Below are 25675 nucleotides of genomic sequence, written 5' to 3'. Positions count from 1 at the left end.
TTTTTAAAGGCATTTTTGTTCCGGATTAAATAATATCCATAAACCAAAATGATTAATATTTCAGACATCACAATTGAGAATCAGGTGATCATTTAATGTGTTCTGTTGGCGGACCAATGGACGTTGATCTTGAGCAGCGTCTTAAAGGAAAAAAGTACAAATGCAATGACTGCGGGGCAACTTTTGAGGCTGTCGGGAAGCACCCGGTTTGCCCGACGTGTCAGTCAGAGAATGTGACAGAGATATGAAAATACCTCTGGGTTCGGATTTGCTTTTAATCAAAGGCAGTTCCTCTTTTTTGCTTGTCGGGAAGGCAGATGAGCTCTTTGTTCTGTGTATCGAGACCAGTGACCGCGAGGTCTGCCAGACTGTTGAGAAGGGTGATTTGATAGTTGTCTCAGCCCCTGAGGGCGGTGAGATCGATCAGGCACGGATGATTCTGGAGCTTGTCAGAACCTATCATCAGCCTCTCTTGGTTTTGCCAAAAAAACATCCCGGAACAAAGAGGCTTAAAATGGTAGTATCGGCAGGTCCGGATATTGTTCCCAGGTGTGATATTGTAAGGGGTACTCACCCTGAACAAAACGTCATATGTGCCTCGGATGAGCTTTCAAAGATCTCGCTTTATGCATGTGATGGCGGTGTGATTGCAGAGGGAATTGAGAGCGGTGATGATATTTATACCAGTTATGTATGAGAAAGTGTGTCAGTCAGTCTTTATCCGGCCTGCCTGATGAAATATGTAAAAAAAATTGATTAAGGATTAATTTTTGTTTTCCTCATCTTTTCTGGTTTTGATATAATATATTACAAGTGCATTTGCAACAATGATAACTGCTATCAGAGATGCGAGTTGTGTTAAGGATAAGGTAATTCCTGTTGTGCTCTCAGAGTTATCCTGGTTTGTGGAATCGCTGTTTTCAGTAGCTTTTGGTTCAGGAATATCGGTGTCTGGAGTATCAGGTTTTGTTACAGGTGCTTTTTCATCAGGGTTGAACTTAAAGTAGGAATCTCCTGCAGAACCGCCAGAACCTCCTGATCCTCCGCCGCCTGAGCCGCCCGGATTAACGGGCTGTGGTGCGGGTGTGTCACTCTTTATTGAACTCAGGATGAACGTTGAAAGACCGTTTGGAGACTCTGCCCTGAAGAGATCATTTGCAGGGTTGTCAGGATCAGTTCCCACATAGGTTGTTGCAAGTTTCTGGATGTCGTTCACTCCTCCGTTGTCCGGGCGGCGGTATATGAATATATTTGAAACACCCTGTTTTACAGCCCATGCATGTGATACCGACATGTAAATTGTTGCACTCTTGATAAGTCCTCCATTTTCCTCATTTTCAATGTTGGCTTTGTTTACAGTCATTGTATATGCAATTTCACTGATTTTATTGCCTTCATTTTCTGATGCGAGAATGAATGCGGATTTTTGATTTGCGGGAGGCTCTTTGCTGATTGTGGTTTCAATGGATGCAGAACCAGCAGGAATCTCTCCCATTTCAACTGAGAACTGTGCCTTTATCTGGCCGACATCTGCTCCTAATTCTTCTGATTTTACAGGTTTGCTTTTTGCACTTACACTTTCAACCGTACCTGAAACATTACCTCCTTCAACTGTGGGCTCTCCTTGTGTTCTAATCCTTAGCGTATCCCATCCGGAACTGCTGTCAGAGATAATAATTTCGTCTTCTTCAGAGTCAACAGTGACCTCTGATGATGCATCAAAGGTGTTGATGTTTACCTTCTGTTTTCCACCTTCCTGGACTTCGGTTTCCATATCATCCAGTCCGAATGATGAATCCTTTTTTCCAACAGGGGTATCCACTCCTGCATCCGGAGGTTGTGAGGTAGTAAATTCAAGGTTCAGGCTGATGTGCCCTCCCTGAGTATATGCGGAAGTCTGTTTTGCTTTGTAAGTGCCGTACCAGAAGGTGACTTCGGGGTTACCTGCTGCCATCTCTTCTTCGGTTGCGCTTACAAAGAGTCTGTCATCAAATGTGCCTGAATCTCCAAAGACTCCCGGTGTAGTGACTGTGAATTCTCCTCTTTTGTTTAAGTCAACCTTTGCAACAATTACGGTTCCTGCAGGTGCAGTTTTCCCGTCGATTGTTACACTGCCATAGTAATCACAAGGGATGGGTGGTGCTGCCGATGCAAGTATCACTGACAAGATTAAAAGAAAAATGGTGGTTAGTATTTTTATTTTCATTGAATACTCTCCTTTTTCATACTGTCAACGCAGACAGGTAACATTCCTCTTTGGAATATAGCCAGAAAGCATCTGTCGGCTGCAGTTCACGGCTGTCCGCATAAATTCCGGTACCTCCGTTTACAATGACATTGTCATAGTTTTTGTTTACTGAATTGTATTTGAGTGCATATACCCAGTTGTCAGCAACTGTCATAAATGCAATATTTGCAGGTGCATTCTGTGTGTTTCCAAATCCTATAGCATTCCATCCTTTTGAAAGCTTCTTTGAAGGAGGTGTTGCGAGAGGACTGTTGGTGTAGGTGATTACAACGTCATCTGTCTGTTTTGAGTAAATCCATACTGCTTCAAGCGGATTTATCGGACTTGATGATGTAAGTGTTTTCCAGGTGGCAGTTGCAGCATCATACTGGTAGACAGGGTGACCGTCTGTGTCTACATCAGAGAATATTGATGCGGTGTTTTTGCCGTCTGAAAGACGCTTTGGTGTTGATATGAAGTTCCATCCGTATCTGAGTGTTATTGTACCGGTCTCGGGAGCCTCGATTCCAAGTGTTATGCTTGTAATGTTGTCCACTGACATCTCACCGGTTACGTTTTCTCCGACAAGTTTAAGTGGCCATAATCCGTCTCCCGGTCTTAAGAGAACATCATTTTTGGTGTTTGCAATTATGTAGTTCTGACTTCTTATGGTGTCTCTGCTATCAATTGTTACTTCTTTGCCGTCTTCACCGGTGATTATTATGTCATATCCGGCCTGAGCAAGTTCTGTGTCGTACGACCTGCCTGTGTGTGGGTTTGCATCATCCACGAAACCGCATAACAGCCATAATGGCATTCCCGCCCATTCGTTGCCGGATGCATCGGTATATGTTGCCTTATGGCTTTCCTCGCCCTGTGCCATTGTGCATCCCATTGCACCCTCAAAGAAGCCTTTGCTTATTGTTGCGTCGATTGCCCCGTGGAGTGAAAGATTCCACTTGGCGTCAGGCACTGTCTGAAGTTCTATTCTTGAAACATACTTTGGAGAAAGCCCTGCACATGACGGAAGTCCTGAATTGTAGTGCCAGTATTCAGACGGGATGGTCTCAAACATATCTCTTTGTCCGAAGATGTGGTCGTCGGTTTCATAGAATAACCTGAATCCGTCACCATATGCCGGCATAGCACCTTTGCCGGTTCCCGCATAGCCGTACCATGCAAGGACCGGTGTTCCGAGTCTCGGGTTTGCCTCACGGTCATTGTATATTACATCGTATGAGAGCTTTGTTGTCCAGCCGTCGCATTCTGCTATGAATTTAATCTCAGTTTCTTCAGGCATTCCGCCTACAAGACTGCAGATGTCTGAAACAGCTGTTCCTTTCATAGGCTCTGTAATCTTGAAGCCTCCAGGGTATGTTTCTCCCATGTCCCAGGGATCGCCTTCGGCAAAGCATAGACCTTCGAATTTATAGAGTGTTTCTCCGTCCCCATAGACGTCGAACTGTGACTCGAGGTCTGCGTATGTTACTGTAACATTTTCAACTTCTGTTATTCCGTCTGCCCCGTATTTTACAATTGTAAGTGTAGGTGCATCGACGGGAATCTGGAATTCGGTAAGTTTAATCTTTGAAAGGTTTCCGATACTGTAACTGTTTGCAGGGAGTCCGGGCCCGACAACCCTGAGACCTGAAGAATACTCAAGTGCACTGCCGTTGAGTCTGTCTGCCACAATTATCTCTTTAGATATATCACTGATGCCTGCTACAATCAGACTGCTTGGAATTTCTTTTGAATATCCGTCTGCCGCAACCATTACGACTGTGTAACCTGTGGTTGCAAGACCCATGTTGAATCCTGATGAACCGTGTGATACCCTGTCATCAACCCATCCGCAGAGATCGTAGAGAGGAATTCCTTCCCATACACATCCGTTTGCGTCAGTATATGTGGTGTCGTGGTGGCTGCACTGCCTTGCAAGAGCGAAGTAATCTTTTGTAATTACAGTGTCAATCTTTCCTTCAAGTGCAAGGTTCCATGAACCTTCTGCCGGTTCTCCGGGGATTAGTTCAACGAGATCGATTTCAACGACTCCGCCGATTGCACTTCCTGAGAATTTGTTCTGATCATTGTCCCATAGGGAATCGCCTACAAGTTTAAGCGGATAAACAGGTTTGTCTTCATTTACTTCAAGGGCCTGGCCGTTTAGTTTGTCTGCAAGGATGAAACTGCTGTTTCTTGCAATGTCTGCTGACGCAAAATCTCTTGAAAATCCGTCGGATGCGACAAGCCTTGCTGTGTAACCATTTGCTGCTGCATCATCGTCAAATGTCCAGTGTCCTGTTGATTCTATATTGTCTGATACAGAGGCCATAACCCAGAGAGGAACACCAGACCACACGTCTCCGTTTGGATCTGTCCAGTTTATCCTGTGGCAGCCTCCCTCTTCAAATTCTGCCTGTGTGATTGTGTCGTTTAAGACACCGTTGATTTTAAGGTTCCATCCTTTTGGTTCCTCCGGAAGTCCGATAAGCTCAATTGTGGAAACGCTGCCTATCAGCTGACCTGCAGCGACCTGATTTCCTATCATTCTCAGGGGGAAGCATGGTTTGTCTTCTCCGATTGTCTCAGGGAGTATCTCACCGTCAAGTGTGTTTGCCAGAATGTAGTCGTTGCTGTTTGCGATATCGGAGCTTTCAAAGTTGATTGAATAAGAGCCGTCAGTGCATGTCAGCTTTATGGAATAACCCTCTGCGGCAAGAGCTTCATTAAATGTTTCCGGGTCATCATCGTCTATCTTTCCAACAACACAATAGAGTGGAAGACCTTTCCATGTACCGTCTGCATCTGTGTATTCAACACCGCGTTCCAAAACATCAGCTTCATACTGAGTTTTTGTAACTTCAGCAGAGTTTTTTCCGGTGAGTGATATCTTCCATGAAACCGGTGGTTCAACACTTGTGCTTACTGTCATTTTAACGACTGCTTCTGCATTTTCAAGAGTTGTAAGGCCTTTTGTTCCGTAGCAAAAGACTACTTTATCCCCGTTTGCAACTGTTTTTAGGTTGAATCCGTCTGTCAGGTAATTGTTCCAGTCATCAAGCAGCACCCCGTTAACAAAACAGCACCAGCTTTTGCCATCCACGTACATGTAGCTTTCAATGTCATCCAGAAGCATCAGTCCTGGTTTGTCTGATCCAGGAAGCATCTTCTTGTCGGATACATTGAATGCGAATCCGTCACCCTGTTCTGAAGCAACCTGCAGTGCCCCGAGTGGTGTGAGCTGTTTTACCTCATAAGTAGCACCGCCTGGTGCAGTAACTGTGGTATTCCCGTCTGAGAGGAGAACTTCTCCGTTGTATATATAATCAGCATCAGGATTTACTGAGTCAACGGTTATAAGAACCTTTGCTGTTGCATTTTGTGCTGTTCCTGCTTCGTTGTCCCCCATAATTTCTACATAGTAGAAGTTTACGGTATCTCCGCCTGAAAGTGTTTTTATGTTAAGTCCCTGTGTATCCGGGTTGTTGTATCCGTCCATGTATTGGCCGTTAACATAGCATTCCCATCCTGCTGTTGATTTAACAAAGAAGTGTTCTTCAATGTCATTTAGCATCAGAATTCCAAGAGTATCGAATTTTTTGTTTGTGACATTTATGGCAAATCCTTCACCTGTAAGAGATGCTGCTTTTAGTGCTCCGAGTGGTGTAAGTTTGTTTACCTGATAATCGACACCCTCTATTGTGCTTAATGTTATGTTTTCATCCGTGAGTGTAATTTCTCCTGAAAATACGGTGTCTACAACTGGTGCAGGTGAGGCAACGGTTATAAGGACCTTTGCTGTTGCATTTAGTGCAGTTTCTGCTTCGTTGTCCCCCATAATCTCCACATAATAGAAGTTTACGGTATCTCCTGCCTGAAGTGTTTTTATGTTAAGTCCCTGTGTATCCGGGTTGTTGTATCCGTCCATGTATTGGCCGTTAACATAGCACTCCCATCCTACTGTTGATTTAACAAAGAAATGTTCTTCAATGTCATTTAGCATCAGAATTCCAAGAGTATCAAATTTTTTGTTTGTTACATTTATGGCAAATCCTTCACCTGTAAGAGATGCTGTTTTTAGTGCTCCGAGTGGTGTAAGTTTGTTTACCTGGTAATCGACACCCTCTATTGTGCTTACTGTTGTGTTTTCATTAGTAAGTACAACTTCTCCCGAGAATACAGTATCAACAACCGGAGCAGGTGGAGCTGTGGTATTTACGGTAATTAGTACCTCTGCAAGAGCATTTCCTGCATTTACAGCTTCGATGTCATAGGAACCTTCAGCGTAATAGAAGTTGACTGTGTCACCATCTGAAAGTGCTTTTACATTCAGACCTTCTGTATCATTATTGCTGTAACCGTCAAGTTTTGCACCGTTTACATAACATTCCCAGTATCCCGGGTTTTTCCGGATAAACTGATCTATGTCATCAAGCATCAGAATGCATAACTCTGAAAATTTCTTGTCAGTTACGTTTATGTTAAACCCTTCACCTTCAAGGGATGCCATCTTTAATGCACCAAGCGGTGTCAACTGATCAACTTCATATGATACTTCGGATGTTGCATTTACTGTGCACGTGGCATCTTCCAGGGTGAGTTCTGCGTCGAAGAGTGTATCTTTTGCAGGTGCGGGCTCGTCTGTCAGTATTTTGATTTTATTTATGTACTTTACACCGAGTCCTGTTGTTGAAGGGTATTCTTTGCCCTGATCTGTGTAGTTATACCAGTACTGATCAGCGAAGGATTCATGCATATCCCAGGCACCGAAGATGTGTTCCTGCCATGGATTTATGGAATTGTCTGCGAAAAAGACATTTTTCATTCCATCAGTATATGAGCCATTTGAATACTGGCCGTCTTTATACCATGTCAGAACCATTTTTCCCTGGCGGTCCGGAGGGGTGTATACATTAAAATAACCAAATGTTCGGTCAAGACCATCTGAAGAGACAAGCTGGATTTCATCACCTGCTTCTGCTCCTCCAATAAGATCACAGAGATCCTTAATATCGGTTCCTTTTACAGCCCCCTGGTCTTTTGCGGGATAGCAGTTTACATCTTCTTCAGGATTCCATGGATTATAGTCTCCATTTGATGCATTCCATGCTCCTTCAAATACCGGGCCCTGGTGATAATAATGCGTAACACCATCACCTTGTACAGGCAGGTTTTGTTCCATCCACATTGCTGTTACCGTCGTCTGGTTGAGAACGGTAGTGCCGTCGTCGGCAATTTTCTGAATTGTGACTTCAGAAGTGCCTGCCGCACCGGCCGGTATGACAAACAAAAGCATCAGCAGAATGCTGAATGCTGTTAATGCCATAATTTTCATCTTATTACTGTGCATTAAATAAACTCCATTAACATTGTGTGGTTTCATGTAAAGCAGAATGCCTTACGGTGTGTAAATTTTATATTTGTGTTGTATATTAGAATTTGTAAGGCAAAAATGCCTATTGGTGAGCTTTTACAGGCTAAAAGTTGAAAAATACAAGCTTTGATTTTTAAAAATCAAGAGGATACTTAATTTACAACCTGGTTGATTTAATTAACTTATTGTAGTTAACTCATCATTTTGCCAGATTATTTTCCCATAAAACTTTTGGAAACTGTCCGGTACCAATTTATTTATAAAAAAACCCTGAATATCCATTTTCTGTATATGTGGCCTTTGTTTATCCACGCATGATATTTCTGTTGTGTTTTGGAAGGTGCGGCGTTTATTTTTCATTACTTGTGGCAAAAAGTAAATTTTATAAATTAAATTAAGTTAACTTATAAAAAATGATAATGTTATTTAATCTCTCAGTATATACCTTTTATAATCAGAAAATATCGTATTTCAGGGGTATAGATTCTAATGCCGGCTAACAGAACTGTTTTATTTTTCGTACTGGTTTTTCTGGCTGCTTTGTCCGGACAGGCCTTTGCAGGCACCGGTGAAATTACTGCTATAAAATATGCAAACGACGGAGTGACTGTAATTGATGAAAAAACCATCGATTATAAATGGATGGAGAAAAATCTGCCCGTATACGGGGATGGTGTCACCCACTATTATCATCAGGGTCCCGTTTTTGAGGCCAAATGGGAAGAAGTCCATCCCGATCTTCCATACAATATGTGGAATCCCGAAGAGGACATAAATTATGAGACAAAGGACATGGGTGCCGTAAAGGGAAGCTCTGTTCGTGACATATGTGATCTTGTCAGCTCGATGGATGAGGGTGATGAGGTTAAGATAGTCTCAGAAGATGGTTTTTTTAAATATTTTCCATATGAAAATGTGTATTCCCCCCCGTCACGTCAGGGTGAGATTGTGATTGCATGGTATACCGGCAGTTCTGAATCTTCAGGCTATGTGCCTTTAGATTATCGTGAGGGAATGAGGCTTGTATTCCTCGCAGACACTACCACAAATCCGACAGGTGATCATGTATTTGGGATTACCGATATGGAGAAATCCCTTGATGAGGATTGCTGGCATTATTTTAATGGTGTTTACCCTACAACAACCGGTTTATCAATTCAGAAAATCAGCAGGGTTGAAATCTACAGTGATGACGATCCGCCAAACGGGATTTTGAACATAAAGAGCACACCTTCTGGTGCCACCGTATTCATAGACGATGAAGAGTACGCCCTGACAGACTGCAATATAGATACTCTCGATGAGGGCAGTTATCTTGTCCGTGTTGAAAAGGATGGCTATAAACCCTCTGAAGAAAAGTCTGTCAGCATAAGTCTCTGCACTCAAACATCTCTTGAATTTACCCTGGAGGAGCAGACTTCCGAATATTTTGGGAAAGAGCTTCGCCTTTTTGAAAAAGGGTCTGTAAATGGCAGCGTTTTTGTATTAAAAACGGATGGGAATCCGGAAGTTTTAGGATCAGATGATCTTGCAAAGTACACCTTAAAAACCGGCATTTCAAAAAGTGATGAAATTAATTCAGCAAGACTCTTTGTTTATATCGGAAATTCACGTGACACTTCTTTGAAATCAGGTTTAAAACCTGAATGTGAGGTATTGTTCAACGGTAAAAAGAAGGAGCCCGAGAGGGAATATTTTGATCTCTCAAAGGATGTACCTTCTTATTACTCTGAAACCTTTGCATATGACGTTAAGGATTCCCTGAAATCAGGGGATGAACAGATAATCACCGTAAAAAATACGGGGAATTCAGATTCTGAATTCACATCATACGGTGCTGCCCTTTTTCTTACAGTCAAAAATGAGAGCTGTGACCGGATTTTATGGTGGGGTTATGAGGGCTGCGACATAATAATGGCAAATCCCAATCCGGAAGGTGAGGAAGGCGAATTCATCACTTCGGCAAACCAGAATGGTGATGTTGAAGCATCTCCCGGGGAGGCCCGGCTCAGCATAATATACTCATGCCCCGAAGATCCTCCCGGACTTTCTGAAAAAGGAGAAAATTCTGTCTTTTTTAATGATGAAGAATGGTTTGGGGTATTAAATACTGATGATTCCTGCCTGAAATCATTTGAAAGCGACGTATTGCCTTTTATGAAAAAATCCAATAATGAAATCAGGATTAAGAGCATTGAGGGAAGCAAAAACGGGGCTCTCATTGAAACCAGGAATGTCTTTCTTATAAATAAAGCCGGAGGTCTGAAGACTGGTGCATCTGATGAAAGCAATGAAGATGCCGGTGATATAAGAAAAGCTGACAATCCTGCTTCAGTAATTTCAGGTGCTGACAACAAATCAGCAGTTACAACCGGTATAAATGAAACCCTTGGGAATGCTGTTGGTGAAAAGCCCGAATCGGTTGGAATTTTGGAAGGATTCATATCCGGAATCTGGAAACTGATTTTTGGAGAAGAGGAGGTCTCTTCAGTATCAATTAAGGAAACAGATTTACAGGTGGCCGGAGGGGAAAATAAGAATTCCGAATCAGACAAAGACATTCAAAATAAGAAAAATTATGATATCAGTGTCAAATCCAATCCGCGGGGGGCCCTGATCTACCTTGACGGTGTTTATACCGGGAAAACAACCCCCGAAGTTTTTCTTATTCCTGCGGGAGAGTCGCATAAATTCAGCATAAAAAAGGATTATTATCAGGATTATGATGAGATTGTCACAGCCGGTTCTGATTGTGAAATTGTTGCTGATATGACATCTTTGTCAAAGATAATTTCTGACAAGGAAAAATTTGATCTCTTTTCAGAAATTCCTGCAAATTCCAATTCCGGTGGTCTGTATGTAAACGGGCCGTCTAAAGGACTCAGTATCTATATTGACAACAAGGACACATCCAGGATAACCCCGGATGTTGTTAGCGGAATTAAGGCGGGCAGGCACACTGTGACTCTTGGGAAAAAAACAACCACATCCACAGGAAGAGAAAGTCTTGAAAAGACAGGTTCACTGGGTGTTTATGTGTATGGTGATTCAGTCTGCGGTGTTTTTGTTCCTGAATCGGAGAATACAAAAGGTTCGGATATAAGTTTCGATTCCGCTGTTTACAAGGATAATTCTGTAAGCTTCAAAGGGGTTTATTCCGGCCTTACAATCCCGTGCGAGAGCGAGATTACAGGTTCTGATTCTTATCTTACAGTCCTTGATGAAGACAGGTATCTTTCATACTATATTCAGCCTGATGCACGTGTGAGCCATAATTTTAAAATAGAACCTTACAATGACAGGTTATATGAGATTTATGTTGAATCGGAACCAAAAGGGGCTGAAATATTTATTGACGGGTTCAGAACAGGATTTTCAACACCTTATAAAATAGACGGCCTTTCCTGCGGCTTTCACGAGGTTACCCTCTCAAAGCCGGGCTATATTCCATCCTCAGGAACCGTGAGGATATTAATGGGCTCGGATGAGGAATTTGCAGGAGTTGTTCATGTTGAGATGAAAGAATATCCTTCAGGGAGACTTTATGTAACATCGAAAACTGACGGGGCAAAGATCTACATAAACGGGAAATATTCCGGAGAGATAACTCCTCATCTTTTTACTGATATGAATATCGGAACTTATGCGGTAAAACTTGTTTCGGGCTCTTCTAAAAAAGAGATTGACAGCGTTACAATAGAGCCGTATGAGACTTTTGAATGCTATGCAAACCTGGGAGTGTGAGAGTTTCTTGCAGACTAATATTATTCTTTTAATTTCTTCACTGCTTTTAGTGTCAGTAGTCTCCTCTATGCCAGTATCTGCAAATAGTCAGATTTCCGAAGTATCCGGGCCGTATGTAACAAACACAGGTCAATCCTCAGCTTTTGTAAACTGGATATCCGGTGAAGAATCATCTTTTAAGTTATTCTATGACGATGAATTAAATTATACAAAGATGGCCGGATATTCAAAAATCCTGGAAAAACCGGATTATAATCCGGCTGCCTGCTTATATCGTGCAGAACTTTCAGGTCTTGTTCCTGACACTGTATATCATTATAAAATTACAGGGGAGGGATTTGAATCAGGTGACTGCACTTTCAGGACTTTTCCAAAATCCGGAGGATTTTCTTTTGTGGTCATTGGAGATACCCATGCCAGCGGAGGAACTGGTGATGGAAATTATATCCGGAGCCTGCTTGCATCAGAAATTTCCGGTCAGGAACCATTGTTTGTAATATTTACAGGAGATATGGTCTCGGAAGGTTTGGATGTTTCCGGATGGGATGAATTTTTTAATGAAATGAGTCCGGTTCTAAGGAATTCATCAGTCTTTACCTCTCCGGGTAACCATGAGGATAACAGCACATTATATTATGATTATTTTGGTTATCCGGAATGGTACTCCTTTGAATGCGGCGATTCATCCTTTTATTCACTTGACAGCAATGAAAATGCCTGTCCTCTGATGGATTTACAAAATGACTGGATCGAGGAGAGTCTTCCTGGTAACAATAATCTAAAATTTGTATATTTCCACCATCCTCCGTATAGTTCGGATAAAAGGCATCCCGGGGGATGGAAAAATATAAGGGATCAATGGAGTGGTTATTTCAGCAGATACTCTGTTGATGCTGTTTTCTCAGGGCATGTTCATGCCTATGAGCATTACTTTTCAGATTTGACTCATTATCTGATAACCGGAACGGGAGGTGGGAATTTATACGCCCTTTCTGATGAAAAGCCGGAAGGGTATCTGAAATCTTCACCGGGAGTGTACGGATATCTGAGAATTGATGTTTTGGATAACGGCAAAACTGCATTGTGCGAATTTGTCCCTGTAATTCTTTCTGAGAAAACTTCTGAGATAAATCAGAAACCGGTTAATGAATACGGGGATAGGTTTGAGATAAATTCCTGTTTTGAAAATTCGTTATCCCGGAAAATGTCCGATATACTGGGGATATTTCCGGGAGATATTCCCCAAAGCCCTGAAAAAATCAGGAGTTATTGATATTTAGGTATTAGTTTTATGTCTGGTATAATTTTATATTTTGAAAATCAGCTTTCAGGACTGTTTAATCTGAACAAAATTTCATTGTTCTGTATATTTATAGCATTTCTGGCAATGGCAGGTCCGTGTTTTGCGGCAACACAAGAGCTTTCGGTAATCAAATATGGAGAGGATGGAAACACCGTTCTCTTTGATGAAACATACGATTACAAATGGCTTGAACAAAACCTCCCGGTAATGGGTGACGGTGTAACTCATTACTATATGCAGGGTCCGACGTTTGATGAAAACGATCCCCTGAATCCCTCAGAGGACAAAAATGTGTTAAGCAGGGATTATGGGGCTGTAAAGGGCACAAATGTTGCCGATCTCTGTGAACTTGCAGGAAGGCTTCCGGAGAACTATGAAGTCCGAATCGCTTCAGAAGACGGCTTTTCAAAAAAATTCGGATACAAAAATGTTTATTATTCTGATAACAGGCAGGGTCCTCTTGTAGTTTGCTGGTATAACGGGGATGACAATTCAGCTGAAGGCGACAGACAGGGTACAGGATATCCTCCTGATTTCTATACCGGAATGAGACTTGTTGTCTTTGGAGACACGGACACAAATCCTTGGGGTTATCATGTCTTTGGAAACCAGGATATGAATGATTTTTTTGATGAAAAATATATCCACTATTTCAACGGCGAATGGCCCTCATCGGGCGGTCTTTCTGTAAAATATGTGAGCAAAATTGAGATGCTGCCGTTAAAAGAGGCCGGTGCAAAAGATATTCCGGCAGAATCCAAAGCACCCCTTTCTGTATTTGTAATTCTCGGTGCATTTGGAGTGTCCTGTATTATTTATAAGAAAACGAGGTGAAATAATGAAAATACTTAGATTTTTTGCAATATTTCTGGCAATCACCTTTGCCATGACTACAGGTTTTGCATATGCAGGACCGACAACTGAAGTCACTGTTTATTCAGTCAGCAGTGATGGTGAAACGGTTCTTGAACAAAAGACAGTTGATTACCTCTGGATGGAGAGTAACCTGCCTGTTATGGGTGACGGAGTCACTCATTATTACCATCAGGGACCTGTTTTTTCTGATGACAAGGAAGAGCAGTGGGATGTAAATGAAACAAGGAATTTCAAGGACAGAGGTGCTGTAAAAGGCACTAATGTGGCTGATCTCTGTGACCTTGTCGGCGGAATGTCAGAGTCAGATGATGTCATGGTCAGGGCAAATGACGGATATAACGTATTATTTGATTATGAAAATATCTGCGAGCCCTCCCCTCGTCAGGGTCCTCTTGTTCTCTGCTGGTATAACGGAGAGGATGCAGAGTCGGGTGAAAAACAGGGTGTCGGCTATCCCCCTGAATTTTTTGCAGGAATGAGGCTTGCTTTCCTTGCCGACAATTCAACAAACCCCCAGGGACTTCATGTATTTGGCAACACTGATATGAGGGAGAGTTTCCCTGCTGAAAAGATTCACCTGTTTGATAATCTCTACCCTTCGACAAGTGGATACACTGTTAAATGGGTTGACGAGATCAGGGTCTATAAAGGCGGATACAAAGGCGAGACAAACGCTCCTTCAAAGTCCCTTTCAAATGATCTTAAAAATGAAAATAATGAAAAAACCGATATGTCTGCACCATTGTCTCCGCTGACAATAATCTTTGCAATTACAGGTTTTGTTCTGAGTGTCCATTTGATAAGGAGGGAGTAAGTAATTGTCATATATTTCTAAAAAAACCTATTTAACCGGTTTTTTTTCAGCCCTTATTATCTGCATGGTAATTTTCTCGGGGTGCACACAGGCCGGGGATGAAAAATCCGGTCAGGATACAAATGCTGCCATTAAGGGAAATCTTACACTCACCGGATCAGACGGGATTGAAACTGTTTATTCCTATGACGAAATTTTAGAGATGCAGGATGCATTAGGATACGGCTATTCAGTTTCAACTGTCGGGATAAAATACGGGCCTTATGAATGTCGCGGGGTTCCCCTGACAGAACTTATCCAAAAAGCAGGCGGAATGAAGGAGAACGATTCCTTATGGATTTCAGCAAATGACGGATATATGTGGGTCTTTGATTACGATCAGGTAAATGGTCGGGATTTCATCACCTTAAATCCGGATTTAAAAGAGATTGAACCCCCTGAATTAAAAGTTATTCTGATGTATGAGCAGGACAAAGAGCCTCTTTCATACAATGACGGGGCTCCGTTCAGGATTGCAATTATTTCGGATTCAAAAGATGTAATTACAGAAGGCAGTTCCTGGGTAAAGTGGGTTGAGAAAATAGAGATAAAGGGAGGTAATTCCTAATGAGAAACATCAGGTTTCTCTTCCTGTTATCTTTAATACTTTCAGTCTTTGTTCTGTTTTCAGGATGTACTACAGAAGATCAGGTTGAAAAAACTGAAATTAAAATTGTTCCGGCAGGGAGTCTTCTTCTTCCCCTTGAAGAGATTGAAAGGGATTTTGAAGAGACTCATCCGGGAACTGATGTCATAATTGAGGGCCACGGGAGTATTCAGTGCATACGTCAGGTTACTGACCTGAAAAGGCCTCTTGATCTTGTAATTGTTGCAGATCAGTCCTTAATTCCGGATATGATGTATATCCCGATGCCAGGGAGTACAAAAAATTATGCTGACAATTATACGGCGTTTGCTACAAATGAGATGGTAATTGCCTATACTGACAAATCCCTGTATTCTGATGAGATAACTTCGGAGAACTGGTATGAGATACTTAAAAGATCTGATGTGAAGGTCGGGTTTTCAAATCCTGTTCTTGATGCCTGCGGTTATCGTACATTTATGGTATCCTATCTTGCAAATGAATATTATGGAGACACCGAAATATTTGACAAAATCCTTGGTGACCATTTAAAAGAACCTGTTGAAATAATAAAAAAGAATGATAAAACCGAGATAATTCTTCCTGAGTTTGTAAAACCATCCGATTCAAAAATAGCAGTTCGTGACGGGAGTATATTTTTGTTATATTTAATTGAGTCAGGCGGTGTTGATTATGGTTTTGAGTACAGAAGTGTTGCAGAAGGACACGGTTTGAAATACGTAACCCTTCCTGACGAACTGAATCTTGGAAACATGAGCCTGAAGGACTATTACAGCACGATATCTGTAAAGCTAAGCTTTGAGAGGTTTTCATCAATCGGATCAGAGAGGGTTGGAGAATCCGTGGTCTATGCATATACTGTCCCGGAAACTGCCACCAATAAAAATTCTGCATATGAGTTTGCTGAATTTATGAAAGAGTACTTTAAGGAAGCACGGTTCGGGTGGCCTGATCCAATTTAATTTTCAAAATAATTTACGCCCCCGGCGGGAATCATAAACAGGATCATGAAGGATTTAGGAATATGTCGGAAAAAAATATTTTGAACGGTTTGAAAAATTATCATAAAAATCGTCTTCTGATAATTTTAGCGGTGCTGATTACAATATTTGCATCGGTTTTAATTTTCAGTTCAGGCTTTTTGTTCACAGATGATGACAATTCAACAAAATATCAAAAGGAAGTTGTTCCTTTCGATAAAAAAGTTGATTCTGTGATTATGGTAAAAAATGTAGGTATTGAACCGGAAAAGGCCGGAGAATATTTTGAAAAAGTTGTTGACGAAAGGGTCAGATATTCGGGCGGTTATGATGACGGGCTTATCGGGGAAAAAGTATGTTTGCTTTATCAGAAAGCTGCGTCAGGGTTTGAAAATGCAGGCCGTAATCTGAATTATTACAGTATTGAAATAAATGATCTGGTGAACGATGAGGATACAAGGGTGCCGGAATATCTCAGCGGGGAATACGGCATCATAATTACCCTGAATTATCAGGATTCTGATGGAATATTCCCTGACACTCTGTGGTGGTATGAGTCGGATGCAACCAGGATTGTAAGGGAGATTTACAATTCCGAAATAGCTGACTCTGTTGGTTTTGTGAAAATAATCTATTCCAAAGATGACAGTGATAATTATGTTGTCTACCTAATCCTTACAAAAGAGGATGCAGTAAGGCTCAGGGATAACTGGGGTGATGATGAAAAATACCTGCCCTGTTATCTTTGGTCATCGGTAAACATCAAAAGCGGGAATGGCATAATTCCATATGAAAATTCAGGAAATGAACTGTCTTCTCCGGTTGTCTTTGATCCTGTAAACTCTCTTGCCGGAGATTATCAGGCTGACAGTTATCTCTCTGATTTCATAAATGAATATTCTCCCGAAATTGTTTCAATGATCAATAGAATTGACAAATCGTCACTAAAGGATGATACAAAGGCATTATCTTCAGAATCCATAAGACTGATGAGGGAGTGCCTGAGACAGAGTGAAATTGTCCGGCCGGTACCTGTTTCTGAAAAATTCACCGGCGTCAAATCAGATTATTTCAACGGACTGTCTCTTGTCCTGAGATCTGCATCATCATTCTGGCATGCATCGGTATTTTTCGATAATGAGGATTTAAAGAGTGGTAATGAATACCTGAAAAAAGGCATTGGGAAAATTGAAAGTGCCGTGTCAAAAACGGGAGATATGACTCTTGATTCTGAAAATTTCAAAATTTCAACCATAAAATGCATAAATAATGCAATGCCCCTCAATACACAGTTTCATTACCAGGATGCCGGACGAAACAATGATATCTCAATCAGGATCACAAACTGGCAGATAAAGAAGGGACTGCTTTTAAAAGACAGTTCCGGAAAAAAAGAATTAGTTAAACCGGCGCTTGGGAAGACGTACCTCCTGGCAACTGTTGATATAATCCATATGGGTTACAGAGGAGAAGGAAACGAGAAGATACTCACGCCTAAAAATGATGATATAACCTTAGTCTATAACGGAAAAGAGTACAAAGACTGCACTCCGTCCGATTATATGGAAAATGCCGGTGCGCCCTACGTTTCCAAATGGCTTGACAGAAGGGAGAGGTTTGAAGGCGTGATTGTGTATGAAATCCCTGCATCTGCCAAATTTGCATCCAAAAAGGCATTTTTAAGAATTGATCTCGGAAATTACGGGAATAAAATATGGTGCCTTCTAAAAGATGATGAAAATCAATTTTAAAGACTCTGATTTTATTTTTTTCACATAAAATCGGTTTTTTAAAAAAAAATATTTCCGGAATACCTAAATTAAAATTTTTTTTAAACCTGGCCTGTAATTTACAAAATGAACCGGTTGAGATATTGCATGTAAATCCTGCAAAAATGATTTAATTTTAAAAAATATTTCGGCATTTCAGTTTATTATTCTTAATAATCTCAGTTTTACGGTAAATATTGCCAGACCTTAAATGAGAAGCATTAATAGACATCTTTTCACATATCTTTAGGTATTGCCGTGAGAGGAGGGTTGGATGAAGACTGAGGTCCTCAAGAGCATCAAACAGACAGAAGAAGATTACAAAAAAATGATCAGCGAAGCTGAGGTAGAAAAGAAGCGTATTATCGCAGATGCTGAAGTGGAAGCTGCAAATCTTATTGCGAAAGCAGAAAAAGATGCCGAAGAGTACAAGAACAAGCGTATCGCAGACGCACGATCTGAAGCTAAAGAACAGTATGCAAAGATTGTAAAGGACGGCGAACAGAATGCGGCCTCTATAAAAAAGAAAGCTGCAGCTAACCTTGACAAGGCAGTTGGACTGCTTGTAGAACAGTTCAAGGTGAAGTTAAATGTTTAAAGTTCAGAGGATGAGCAAACTGCTCATCGCCGCGTCTAAAGATCAGCTTGAGCCAATTGTACGTGAGTTGTACCGCTACAATCTCTTCCATATCGAAGATTTTGTCGAGCAGGAGGCTGAAGGCTATGAAGGTTTCAAGATCGGAAAACCGATCGAAGGCGCCGGAAAGACTTCAACAGAGCTCCTTAGAATCCGCTCCATTGCAAACATGATCGGTGTTTCAGCCGGTAATGTGGATGCAGCGGGCGTTATGAGCGCAGGCTCTCTTCAGAATAAGATCGAAGGGGATCTCCCCGGGATCGAATCTGAAATCACAGGATTTGTGGACGAGAAAAACAGTCTCGAAGCACAGATGCGTGAATGCGAACAGAAGATCGCAGAGCTTGCACCTTTCGCAGCGTTTCCTAATGATCTCTCATATCTGCATGGCTACGATGGTTTTTCCGTTTATGCGGGTCATATCCCCGGGGACGTTGAAATTCCTGTCGATTGTGAAAAATTCTTCACAAGCGAAGTTGCCGGCAATTTCCTCATAGCTGTTGTACCCAAAGCCGAAGCAGAAAAAGCCGAGAGCTTCCTTTCAGAAGCAGGTTTTCAGTCTGTTGGCATCCCAAAGGAGGATGGAACGGCAGCGGAGAGGACAGAGTGGTATACCCATGAGATCACCCGTCTCGAATCAGAGATCGGTAAGAAAATTGAGCAGATTGCTGCTCTTAAAACAAAGCACGCATCTTTTCTGGTGGCATGCGATGAATTGCTCACGGCAGATGTTGAGCGTGCGGAAGCACCGCTTAGATTTGCCACCACAGAACAGACTTTTGTTGCTGAAGGATGGGTACCGTCCGACAAGGCAAAGGCTCTGACTGACGATCTTATGAAAGTTACAGGCGGAAAAGTGTTTGTAAACGAAGAAGAGATCGATTACGAAAAAGATGTTGTACCAATTGAATACGATAATCCTGACTTTTCAAAGCCGACAGAGGCTTTAATGGACATCTATTCCAGACCGCAGTACACAGAATTTGACCCGACTTTACTGGTGTCAATTGTTTTCCCGATATTCTTTGGTTTTATCCTTGGAGATGTAGGTTACGGTCTTGTACTGCTTATCGCAAGCTTCGGACTCCGCAAAATGGTCAAAGACAGTATTGCAGGAAACCAGTTGCTTGACGTATTAAGAAATGCCAGTGTTATGAGCATCATTTTTGGTGTTTTATATAGTGAATTTTTAGGATTCGCTCTTCCATGGGATCCGCTGATCTTCAGCCGTCACTTTAATATCGGTGCGGCTCATGCCGGCGGTCACGGTCCTGAGGCAATTCTGCTTCTGATTATTACCGCATGGATTGGTATATTACACATAACACTTGGAAGAGGCATTCACATTAGAAATGCATTAATTCAACTTCACCCCGGAGAACACCGCAACAAGGTTGTTTTCGCCCAGCTTGGCTGGATACTTGTTATGTGGGGTATTCTTTTAATTATATGGACAATCGCTCCAATTCCTATGATGCCTGATCTTACAGGATTCGCAGCTATTGCAGCAGGATTAAACATCTTTGCAATAATCGGCGGTCTTTTGATCATTGTCGGTGTTATCGGAATCGGTCGTGAATCTGCCCTTGAACTCATGGAACTTCCGACAATCGTAAGTCACGTGCTTTCATATACACGTCTTGCAGCTGTTGGTCTTTCATCTGTTGCAATTGCGGCTGTTACAAACTTCATATCAATCGGTATGATAATTGAGCCTGCAATAGCAGATTTCGGAATTGTAAGTATAGTTATGATTGTTGTGGGAATCGTTGTATTCCTGATTGGACACATTTTAAACACCGCACTTGGTCTATTGGGCGGAGGTTTACACTCAATTCGTCTGCACTATGTAGAGTTCTTTACGAAATTCTACCAGGGCGGAGGAAAGAGATACGAACCATTTGGAATTATTAGAAAATTTACGGAGGAATAATATTATGGCAATTGAAGCAATGACAGTTGAAGTCGCTGAAGCATCAGCAGTTGGACTTAAGGCAGTTGGTGCAGGTCTTGCAGTAGGACTTGCAGGTATGGGTACAGGTCTCGCACAGCTCGGTATTGGAGGAGCTGCAGTCGGAGCAACCGCAGAAAACAAAGAGATGTTCGGTCTCGCACTTCTCTTCACTGTTATTCCGGAAACAGTCGTTATCTTTGGTCTTGTAGTCGCACTTCTTCTCCTGTTCACATAAATACAGTCATTAGAGGAGTTACAAGACAATGGCATTGGATGCTGTAGTCGGTGAGATAAGAGATAAGGGTCTGAAAGAATCCGCAGCTATCAAAGCAGAAGGAAAAGCAGAGGCAGACAAAATTCTTGCCGAAGCCAATGAAAAGATAGTTGCGATTAAGACCGCTGCAGAAGAGGGTGCAAACCGCCAGTCTTCCCAGTTAATTACAAGGGAAGTTGCGGCTGCAAACCTTGCTGTAAAGCGTGAAGTCCTGAATGCGGAAAAGGATCTCCTGGATCAGGTATATTCCGCAACAGTCGGATCAATCGATGATCTGCCTGAGGATTTCCACAAAAAAGCAGTAAGAGAACTCTGCAAAACAGCGGCCAAAGAGCTTGGTGAAGGTGTATTCTACTGCAACGACCGTGATAAGGCAGCAGTGGAGGCCGCAATATCCGAGTTAAAGACTCTTTCGGGATTCTCACTGGCAGGAACAAAAGACATCTCCGGTGGCGTCATTGCTGAGAGCAAAGACGGGCTGCTTCAGCTGGATTACAGCTACGGCGCCTCTCTTACCGAAGTCTGGGAAACAGGTCTTCGTGACGCATCAGAGGCTCTGTTTAAGTAAATGGGGGTATTAGGCAATGGCTGCAGTTAATACTACAGGCCCTGCTCCCTACATATACGCCTGCACACGTATGCGTGTCAGGAAGGCAGGACTCCTTCCACGCGAGGAGTATATGCGTATGCTGAATATGGAGCTCCCGGAGGTTACCCGTTTCATTGAAGAAACAGGTTACAAGACAGAGATCGATGAGCTTGCATCATCATTCTCCGGCGTTGACTTAATGGAGATTGCACTCTCCTGGAATCTTGCAAAGGAATACCAGAGAATAATCGCAATGGTGCCCGGACATCTGAAGAAGCTTACAAAAAGCTACCTTCTTCGCTGGGATATCCAGAATGTTCTCACAGTCCTTCGCGGGAAAACACAGGGTGTGCCGTCAGGCAAAATTAAGGAGATCTTAATTCCTGCAGGAAGTCTTGACAAGGTTGATCTTGATCGTCTTGTCGGCGAGGACTCACCTGACAGAATCGTGGATCACCTGAAAGACCACAAACTCTATTCAGTCTTTGACCGTGAGATGGCAGCAGCTCTTGAGTCGGGTTCATTCGCAAGAATGGAAAACGAACTCTACAAAGCATATTATGCTGATCTGATCCGGGAATCAAAAGGTGGTGTCAAGGGTGGTCATGCTTTCCTGAAATATGTAAGGCTTGACATTGATACAAAGAACCTTGAGACTGTATTCCGTGTAAAAGGCGAAACCGACAGCGAATCAATCCGTGAACTCATGATTGAGGGCGGAACATTCACAATTGACGAGCTTGTCCGCTATGCAGGTATCGAAAACGTCGAAGAGATTGTCGATACCGTCAGAAAAAAGCTGGACATTGAATCATTTAGTGATGTATTTGACGCTGTCAGGGAGAACAAACCCGCATCTGAAATAGAGCTGGGTTTAATCAAGGCAAAGCTCGATCAGATGGACAGGCTTTCAAAGCGTTATCCTATGTCTGTCTGCCCGATTCTTCTGTACCTTGAAATGAAGATGTACGAGGTTTCAAACCTTCGTGCAGTCGCCCGTGGAAAAGAGTCAAACCTTCCGTCTGAGCGGATAGGGGCCTGTATGGTGGTGTGATAAATGGAAATAGCAGTTGTTGGAAACAGTGAGTTTATCCTTGGTTTCCGCCTTGCCGGTATTCAGAAGACCTATGCTGCAGATGACGAAGAGTCGCTTGTAGATCTGGTTACAAAAGCTCTGGATGATTCGGAGGTAGGAATCCTGGTGCTCAAAGGAGAAGATATGCAGAAACTGCCTTTCAGGCTTCGCACCACACTTTCGGAGTCTGTAAAGCCGACCGTAATCGCCATTGGCGGCGAAGAGGGCGGACTTTCCATGAGAGAGAGAATTAAGAGATCAGTGGGTGTTGATCTGTGGAAGTAAAAGGAAAATCTAAAGGAATTCTAAAGAGGATTTCCGGTCCGGTTGTAACTGCCGTTGACTTTGATGCACACATGTTTGATGTGGTCAGGGTCGGTAACGAGCAGCTCATGGGTGAGGTCATCAAGATCGATGGTGATGACGTCATTATCCAGGTATATGAAGCAACCGACGGTATCCGTCCTGGGGAACCGGTAGAAAACACTGGTCTTTCCCTTGCAGTTGAGCTTGGACCCGGTCTTCTGACAAGTATCTATGATGGTATTCAGAGACCGCTCGAAGTGCTCATGGAAAAGATGGGCAACTTCATTGAACGTGGTGTATCCGCACCAGGTCTTGATCATAACAAGAAGTGGGAATTCAAACCACTCGTTAAGAAAGGTGACGAAGCAGGTCCCGGAGCTGTCCTCGGAGAGGTTCAGGAGACAAACATTGTCACAAAGATCATGGTTCCGCCGAATTTCAAGGGCGGTAAAGTAACCGAGATCAAATCAGGCGAATTCACAATTGATGAGATCGTCTGTGTTCTTGATTCCGGTGAAGAAGTTGCCATGATGCAGAAATGGCCTGTTCGTGTGCCAAGACCTGTGTTTGAGAAGAAGAACCCTGATATCCCTCTGATCACCGGTCAGCGTATCCTTGACGGTCTCTTCCCAATTGCAAAGGGTGGAACAGCAGCTATCCCGGGTCCTTTTGGATCAGGTAAGACTGTTACCCAGCAGGCACTTGCAAAGTGGTCTGATGCAGAGATTGTTGTCTACATCGGATGCGGTGAACGTGGAAATGAGATGACCGAAGTTTTGACCGAGTTCCCTGAACTTGAGGATCCAAAAACCGGAAAGCCTCTCATGGAAAGGACAATTCTCATTGCAAACACTTCAAATATGCCTGTTGCAGCTCGTGAAGCATCAGTATACACCGGTATCACAATTGCGGAATACTTCCGTGATATGGGATATGATGTATCACTCATGGCAGATTCAACATCCCGCTGGGCAGAAGCAATGCGTGAAATTTCATCACGTCTTGAAGAGATGCCCGGAGAAGAGGGTTACCCTGCATATCTTGCAGCACGTCTGTCTGAGTTCTATGAGCGTGCAGGCCGTGTTGAGACACTCAACGGCGATATGGGATCAATTACCGTTATCGGTGCTGTTTCCCCGCCTGGTGGTGACTTCTCAGAGCCTGTTACACAGAACACACTTCGTATTGTCAAGTGTTTCTGGGCACTGGATGCAAAGCTTTCACAGCGCCGTCACTTCCCTGCAATCAACTGGCTGAACTCATATTCACTTTATCTGGATACCCTTGCACCATACTACGATGAGAAGGTCTCACCTGAGCTCAATCCTCTTCGTTCATGGGCAATGGAAGTTCTCCAGAAAGAGTCGGAACTTCAGGAAATCGTTCAGCTTGTAGGTTCAGATGCACTTCCGGAAGAAGAGCAGGTCACAATCGAGGTTGCACGTATGCTTCGTGAGATTTTCCTCCAGCAGAATGCGTTTGACCCCGTTGATACCTACTGTTCAATGGAGAAGCAGTTTGACATGTTAAAGGCAATCAGAAAATACGCAGAACTTGCATATTCCGCACAGAAGGGCGGTTCTTCGATTGCAGCAATTATCAGTGTCAAATCCAAGAACGAGCTTGCTCAGATCAAGTATATTGAAGATTACAAGACTGAGCTTGATAAGATCTACAAGGCAATGGATGCTGAGTTTGCAAAGATTAAGGAGGCCTGATTTCAATGAAAGAGTATCGTACAGTTACAAAGGTTCAGGGACCTCTCGTTTTTGTCGAGAAGACCGAACCTGTCGGTTACAACGAACTTGTGAACATTGTCCAGGCTGACGGAACCCTCAAACGCGGTCAGGTTCTTGATACCTCCGATGACCTTGTCTGTGTCCAGGTTTTTGAGACAACAGCAGGTGTTGGAAAGGATTCGGGTATCCGTTTCCTCGGTGAAACAATCAAGATGCCTGTCGGCCGTGATATGGTCGGACGTATCCTTTCCGGAGGCGGTAAGCCAAAGGACGGAGGACCTGAGATTGTTCCTGAGAAGAGGATCGACATCAATGGTGCTGCTATCAACCCGTATGCACGTGCATCACCATCAGAGTTTATCCAGACAGGTATCTCAACAATTGATGCGACAAACACACTTGTTCGTGGTCAGAAGCTTCCGATTTTCTCCGGAGCAGGTCTGCCTCACAACGAGATCGCTCTTCAGATTGCACGTCAGGCAAAGGTGCCGGGCTCATCCGATGAGTTTGCTGTCGTTTTCGCTGCAATGGGTATCACAAAGGAAGAAGAGAATCAGTTTATGGCTGATTTCGAGCGTACAGGTGCACTTGAGCACGCTGTTGTTTTCTTAAACCTTGCTGATGACCCTGCTGTCGAGCGTATCATTACACCTCGTCTTGCACTTACAACCGCAGAGTACCTCGCATTTGAGCTTGGATACCATGTGCTTGTAATTCTGACAGATATGACAAACTACTGTGAAGCACTTCGTCAGATTGGAGCTGCCCGTGAGGAGGTTCCGGGACGTCGTGGTTATCCGGGTTACATGTACACTGATCTTGCATCACTCTATGAGCGTGCAGGTATCATTAAAGAGACAAAGGGCTCTGTTACACAGTTGTCAATTCTGACAATGCCTGGTGACGATATCACACACCCGATTCCTGATCTGTCCGGTTATATTACCGAGGGTCAGATTGTGGTTAACCGTGATCTTCACAGAAAGGGTATTTACCCGCCGATTAACGTTATGCCATCCCTCTCACGTTTGATGAACCTCGGTATCGGTGAAGGAAAGACCCGTGATGATCACAAGAAAGTATCTGATCAGATGTATGCAGGATATGCGGAAGGTGTTGATCTCCGTGGTCTTGTGGCAATCGTCGGAAAGGATGCTTTGTCAGAGCGTGACCAGCGTTTCCTTGAGTTCGCTGATCTCTTTGAGGGCAGATTTGTCCGTCAGGGACACGATGAGGACCGCTCCATTGCTGATTCACTTGACCTTGGATGGGAACTTCTCTCAACCCTGCCTGAAGAGCAGCTTACACGTATCGATCGTGGACTGATTCAGAAGTACCACCCGAAATACAGAAAGAAGGAGTGAACCA

At 43.0% G+C, this 25675-nt stretch carries 19 protein-coding genes; 17 read left to right on the top strand and 2 right to left on the bottom strand.

All coding sequences use genetic code 11. The features are described 5' to 3' along the window. The first annotated feature begins 95 nt into the window (after positions 1-95). Both F1737_RS09875 and F1737_RS09870 read left to right on the top strand, forming a co-directional pair. On the top strand, positions 96-248 hold the full coding sequence (locus F1737_RS09875) for a hypothetical protein (RefSeq protein WP_317136417.1): 153 nt from the start codon (positions 96-98) through the stop codon (positions 246-248). Further along, on the top strand, positions 245-697 hold the full coding sequence (locus F1737_RS09870; protein WP_317136416.1) for a hypothetical protein: 453 nt from the start codon (positions 245-247) through the stop codon (positions 695-697). Before F1737_RS09875 ends, F1737_RS09870 begins: the two co-directional genes overlap by 4 nt. Positions 698-763: 66 nt before the next feature. Here F1737_RS09870 and F1737_RS09865 read toward each other — a convergent pair whose 3' ends face one another. Next, on the bottom strand, positions 764-2206 hold the full coding sequence (locus F1737_RS09865; protein WP_317136415.1) for a hypothetical protein: 1443 nt from the start codon (positions 2204-2206) through the stop codon (positions 764-766). A gap of 16 nt (positions 2207-2222) precedes the next feature. Next, positions 2223-7577, bottom strand: a complete 5355-nt coding sequence (locus tag F1737_RS09860; RefSeq protein ID WP_317136414.1) for a hypothetical protein — start codon at positions 7575-7577, stop codon at positions 2223-2225. Between the two features lie 513 nt (positions 7578-8090). Here F1737_RS09860 and F1737_RS09855 point away from each other — a divergent pair. The 15 genes from F1737_RS09855 to F1737_RS09785 all read left to right on the top strand — a co-directional run bounded on the left by F1737_RS09855 (position 8091) and on the right by F1737_RS09785 (position 25671). After that, positions 8091-11345 (top strand): PEGA domain-containing protein, encoded by a 3255-nt coding sequence (locus F1737_RS09855; RefSeq protein ID WP_317136413.1) that lies wholly within the window; start codon positions 8091-8093, stop codon positions 11343-11345. Positions 11346-11352: 7 nt separating this feature from the next. Continuing rightward, positions 11353-12618 (top strand): metallophosphoesterase family protein, encoded by a 1266-nt coding sequence (locus F1737_RS09850; RefSeq protein WP_317136412.1) that lies wholly within the window; start codon positions 11353-11355, stop codon positions 12616-12618. Positions 12619-12636: 18 nt separating this feature from the next. After that, positions 12637-13482, top strand: coding sequence for an argininosuccinate synthase (locus F1737_RS09845; RefSeq protein WP_317136411.1), 846 nt, complete (start codon positions 12637-12639; stop codon positions 13480-13482). A gap of 4 nt (positions 13483-13486) precedes the next feature. Then, entirely contained in the window at positions 13487-14338 is an 852-nt protein-coding gene (locus tag F1737_RS09840) for an argininosuccinate synthase (protein ID WP_317136410.1), read from the top strand. 4 nt (positions 14339-14342) lie between these two features. After that, entirely contained in the window at positions 14343-14945 is a 603-nt protein-coding gene (locus tag F1737_RS09835) for a molybdopterin-dependent oxidoreductase (RefSeq protein WP_317136409.1), read from the top strand. Continuing rightward, positions 14945-15946: a tungstate ABC transporter substrate-binding protein WtpA gene (gene wtpA / locus F1737_RS09830; RefSeq protein WP_317136408.1), complete on the top strand. Its 1002-nt coding sequence runs from the start codon at positions 14945-14947 to the stop codon at positions 15944-15946. Before F1737_RS09835 ends, wtpA begins: the two co-directional genes overlap by 1 nt. A gap of 62 nt (positions 15947-16008) precedes the next feature. Further along, complete coding sequence (locus tag F1737_RS09825; RefSeq protein WP_317136407.1) at positions 16009-17715, top strand: hypothetical protein; 1707 nt, start codon at positions 16009-16011, stop codon at positions 17713-17715. A gap of 292 nt (positions 17716-18007) precedes the next feature. Beyond that, positions 18008-18331: an ATP synthase archaeal subunit H gene (ahaH, locus tag F1737_RS09820; protein ID WP_317136406.1), complete on the top strand. Its 324-nt coding sequence runs from the start codon at positions 18008-18010 to the stop codon at positions 18329-18331. Then, a complete protein-coding gene (locus F1737_RS09815) occupies positions 18324-20303 on the top strand; it encodes a V-type ATP synthase subunit I (protein WP_317136405.1) in 1980 nt (659 codons plus the stop codon). Before ahaH ends, F1737_RS09815 begins: the two co-directional genes overlap by 8 nt. Before the next feature lie 4 nt (positions 20304-20307). After that, on the top strand, positions 20308-20559 hold the full coding sequence (locus F1737_RS09810; protein ID WP_317136404.1) for an ATPase: 252 nt from the start codon (positions 20308-20310) through the stop codon (positions 20557-20559). A 28-nt stretch (positions 20560-20587) separates the two neighbouring features. Next, a complete protein-coding gene (locus F1737_RS09805; protein WP_317136403.1) occupies positions 20588-21166 on the top strand; it encodes a V-type ATP synthase subunit E family protein in 579 nt (192 codons plus the stop codon). Between the two features lie 16 nt (positions 21167-21182). Beyond that, on the top strand, positions 21183-22241 hold the full coding sequence (locus tag F1737_RS09800) for a V-type ATP synthase subunit C (protein WP_317136402.1): 1059 nt from the start codon (positions 21183-21185) through the stop codon (positions 22239-22241). 3 nt (positions 22242-22244) lie between these two features. Further along, positions 22245-22547 carry a V-type ATP synthase subunit F gene (locus tag F1737_RS09795; protein ID WP_317136401.1) on the top strand — a complete coding sequence of 101 codons (303 nt, stop codon included), beginning with the start codon at positions 22245-22247 and terminating at the stop codon, positions 22545-22547. Further along, positions 22538-24286 (top strand): ATP synthase subunit A, encoded by a 1749-nt coding sequence (locus F1737_RS09790; RefSeq protein WP_317136400.1) that lies wholly within the window; start codon positions 22538-22540, stop codon positions 24284-24286. Before F1737_RS09795 ends, F1737_RS09790 begins: the two co-directional genes overlap by 10 nt. 5 nt (positions 24287-24291) lie before the next feature. Then, positions 24292-25671 (top strand): V-type ATP synthase subunit B, encoded by a 1380-nt coding sequence (locus tag F1737_RS09785; protein WP_317136399.1) that lies wholly within the window; start codon positions 24292-24294, stop codon positions 25669-25671. Positions 25672-25675 lie beyond the last annotated feature (4 nt).

The sequence above is a fragment of the Methanoplanus sp. FWC-SCC4 genome (genome assembly GCF_032878975.1).
Classification (GTDB): Archaea; Halobacteriota; Methanomicrobia; order Methanomicrobiales; family Methanomicrobiaceae; genus Methanochimaera; species Methanochimaera problematica.
This window is presented reverse-complemented; position numbering and strand designations above follow the sequence as displayed.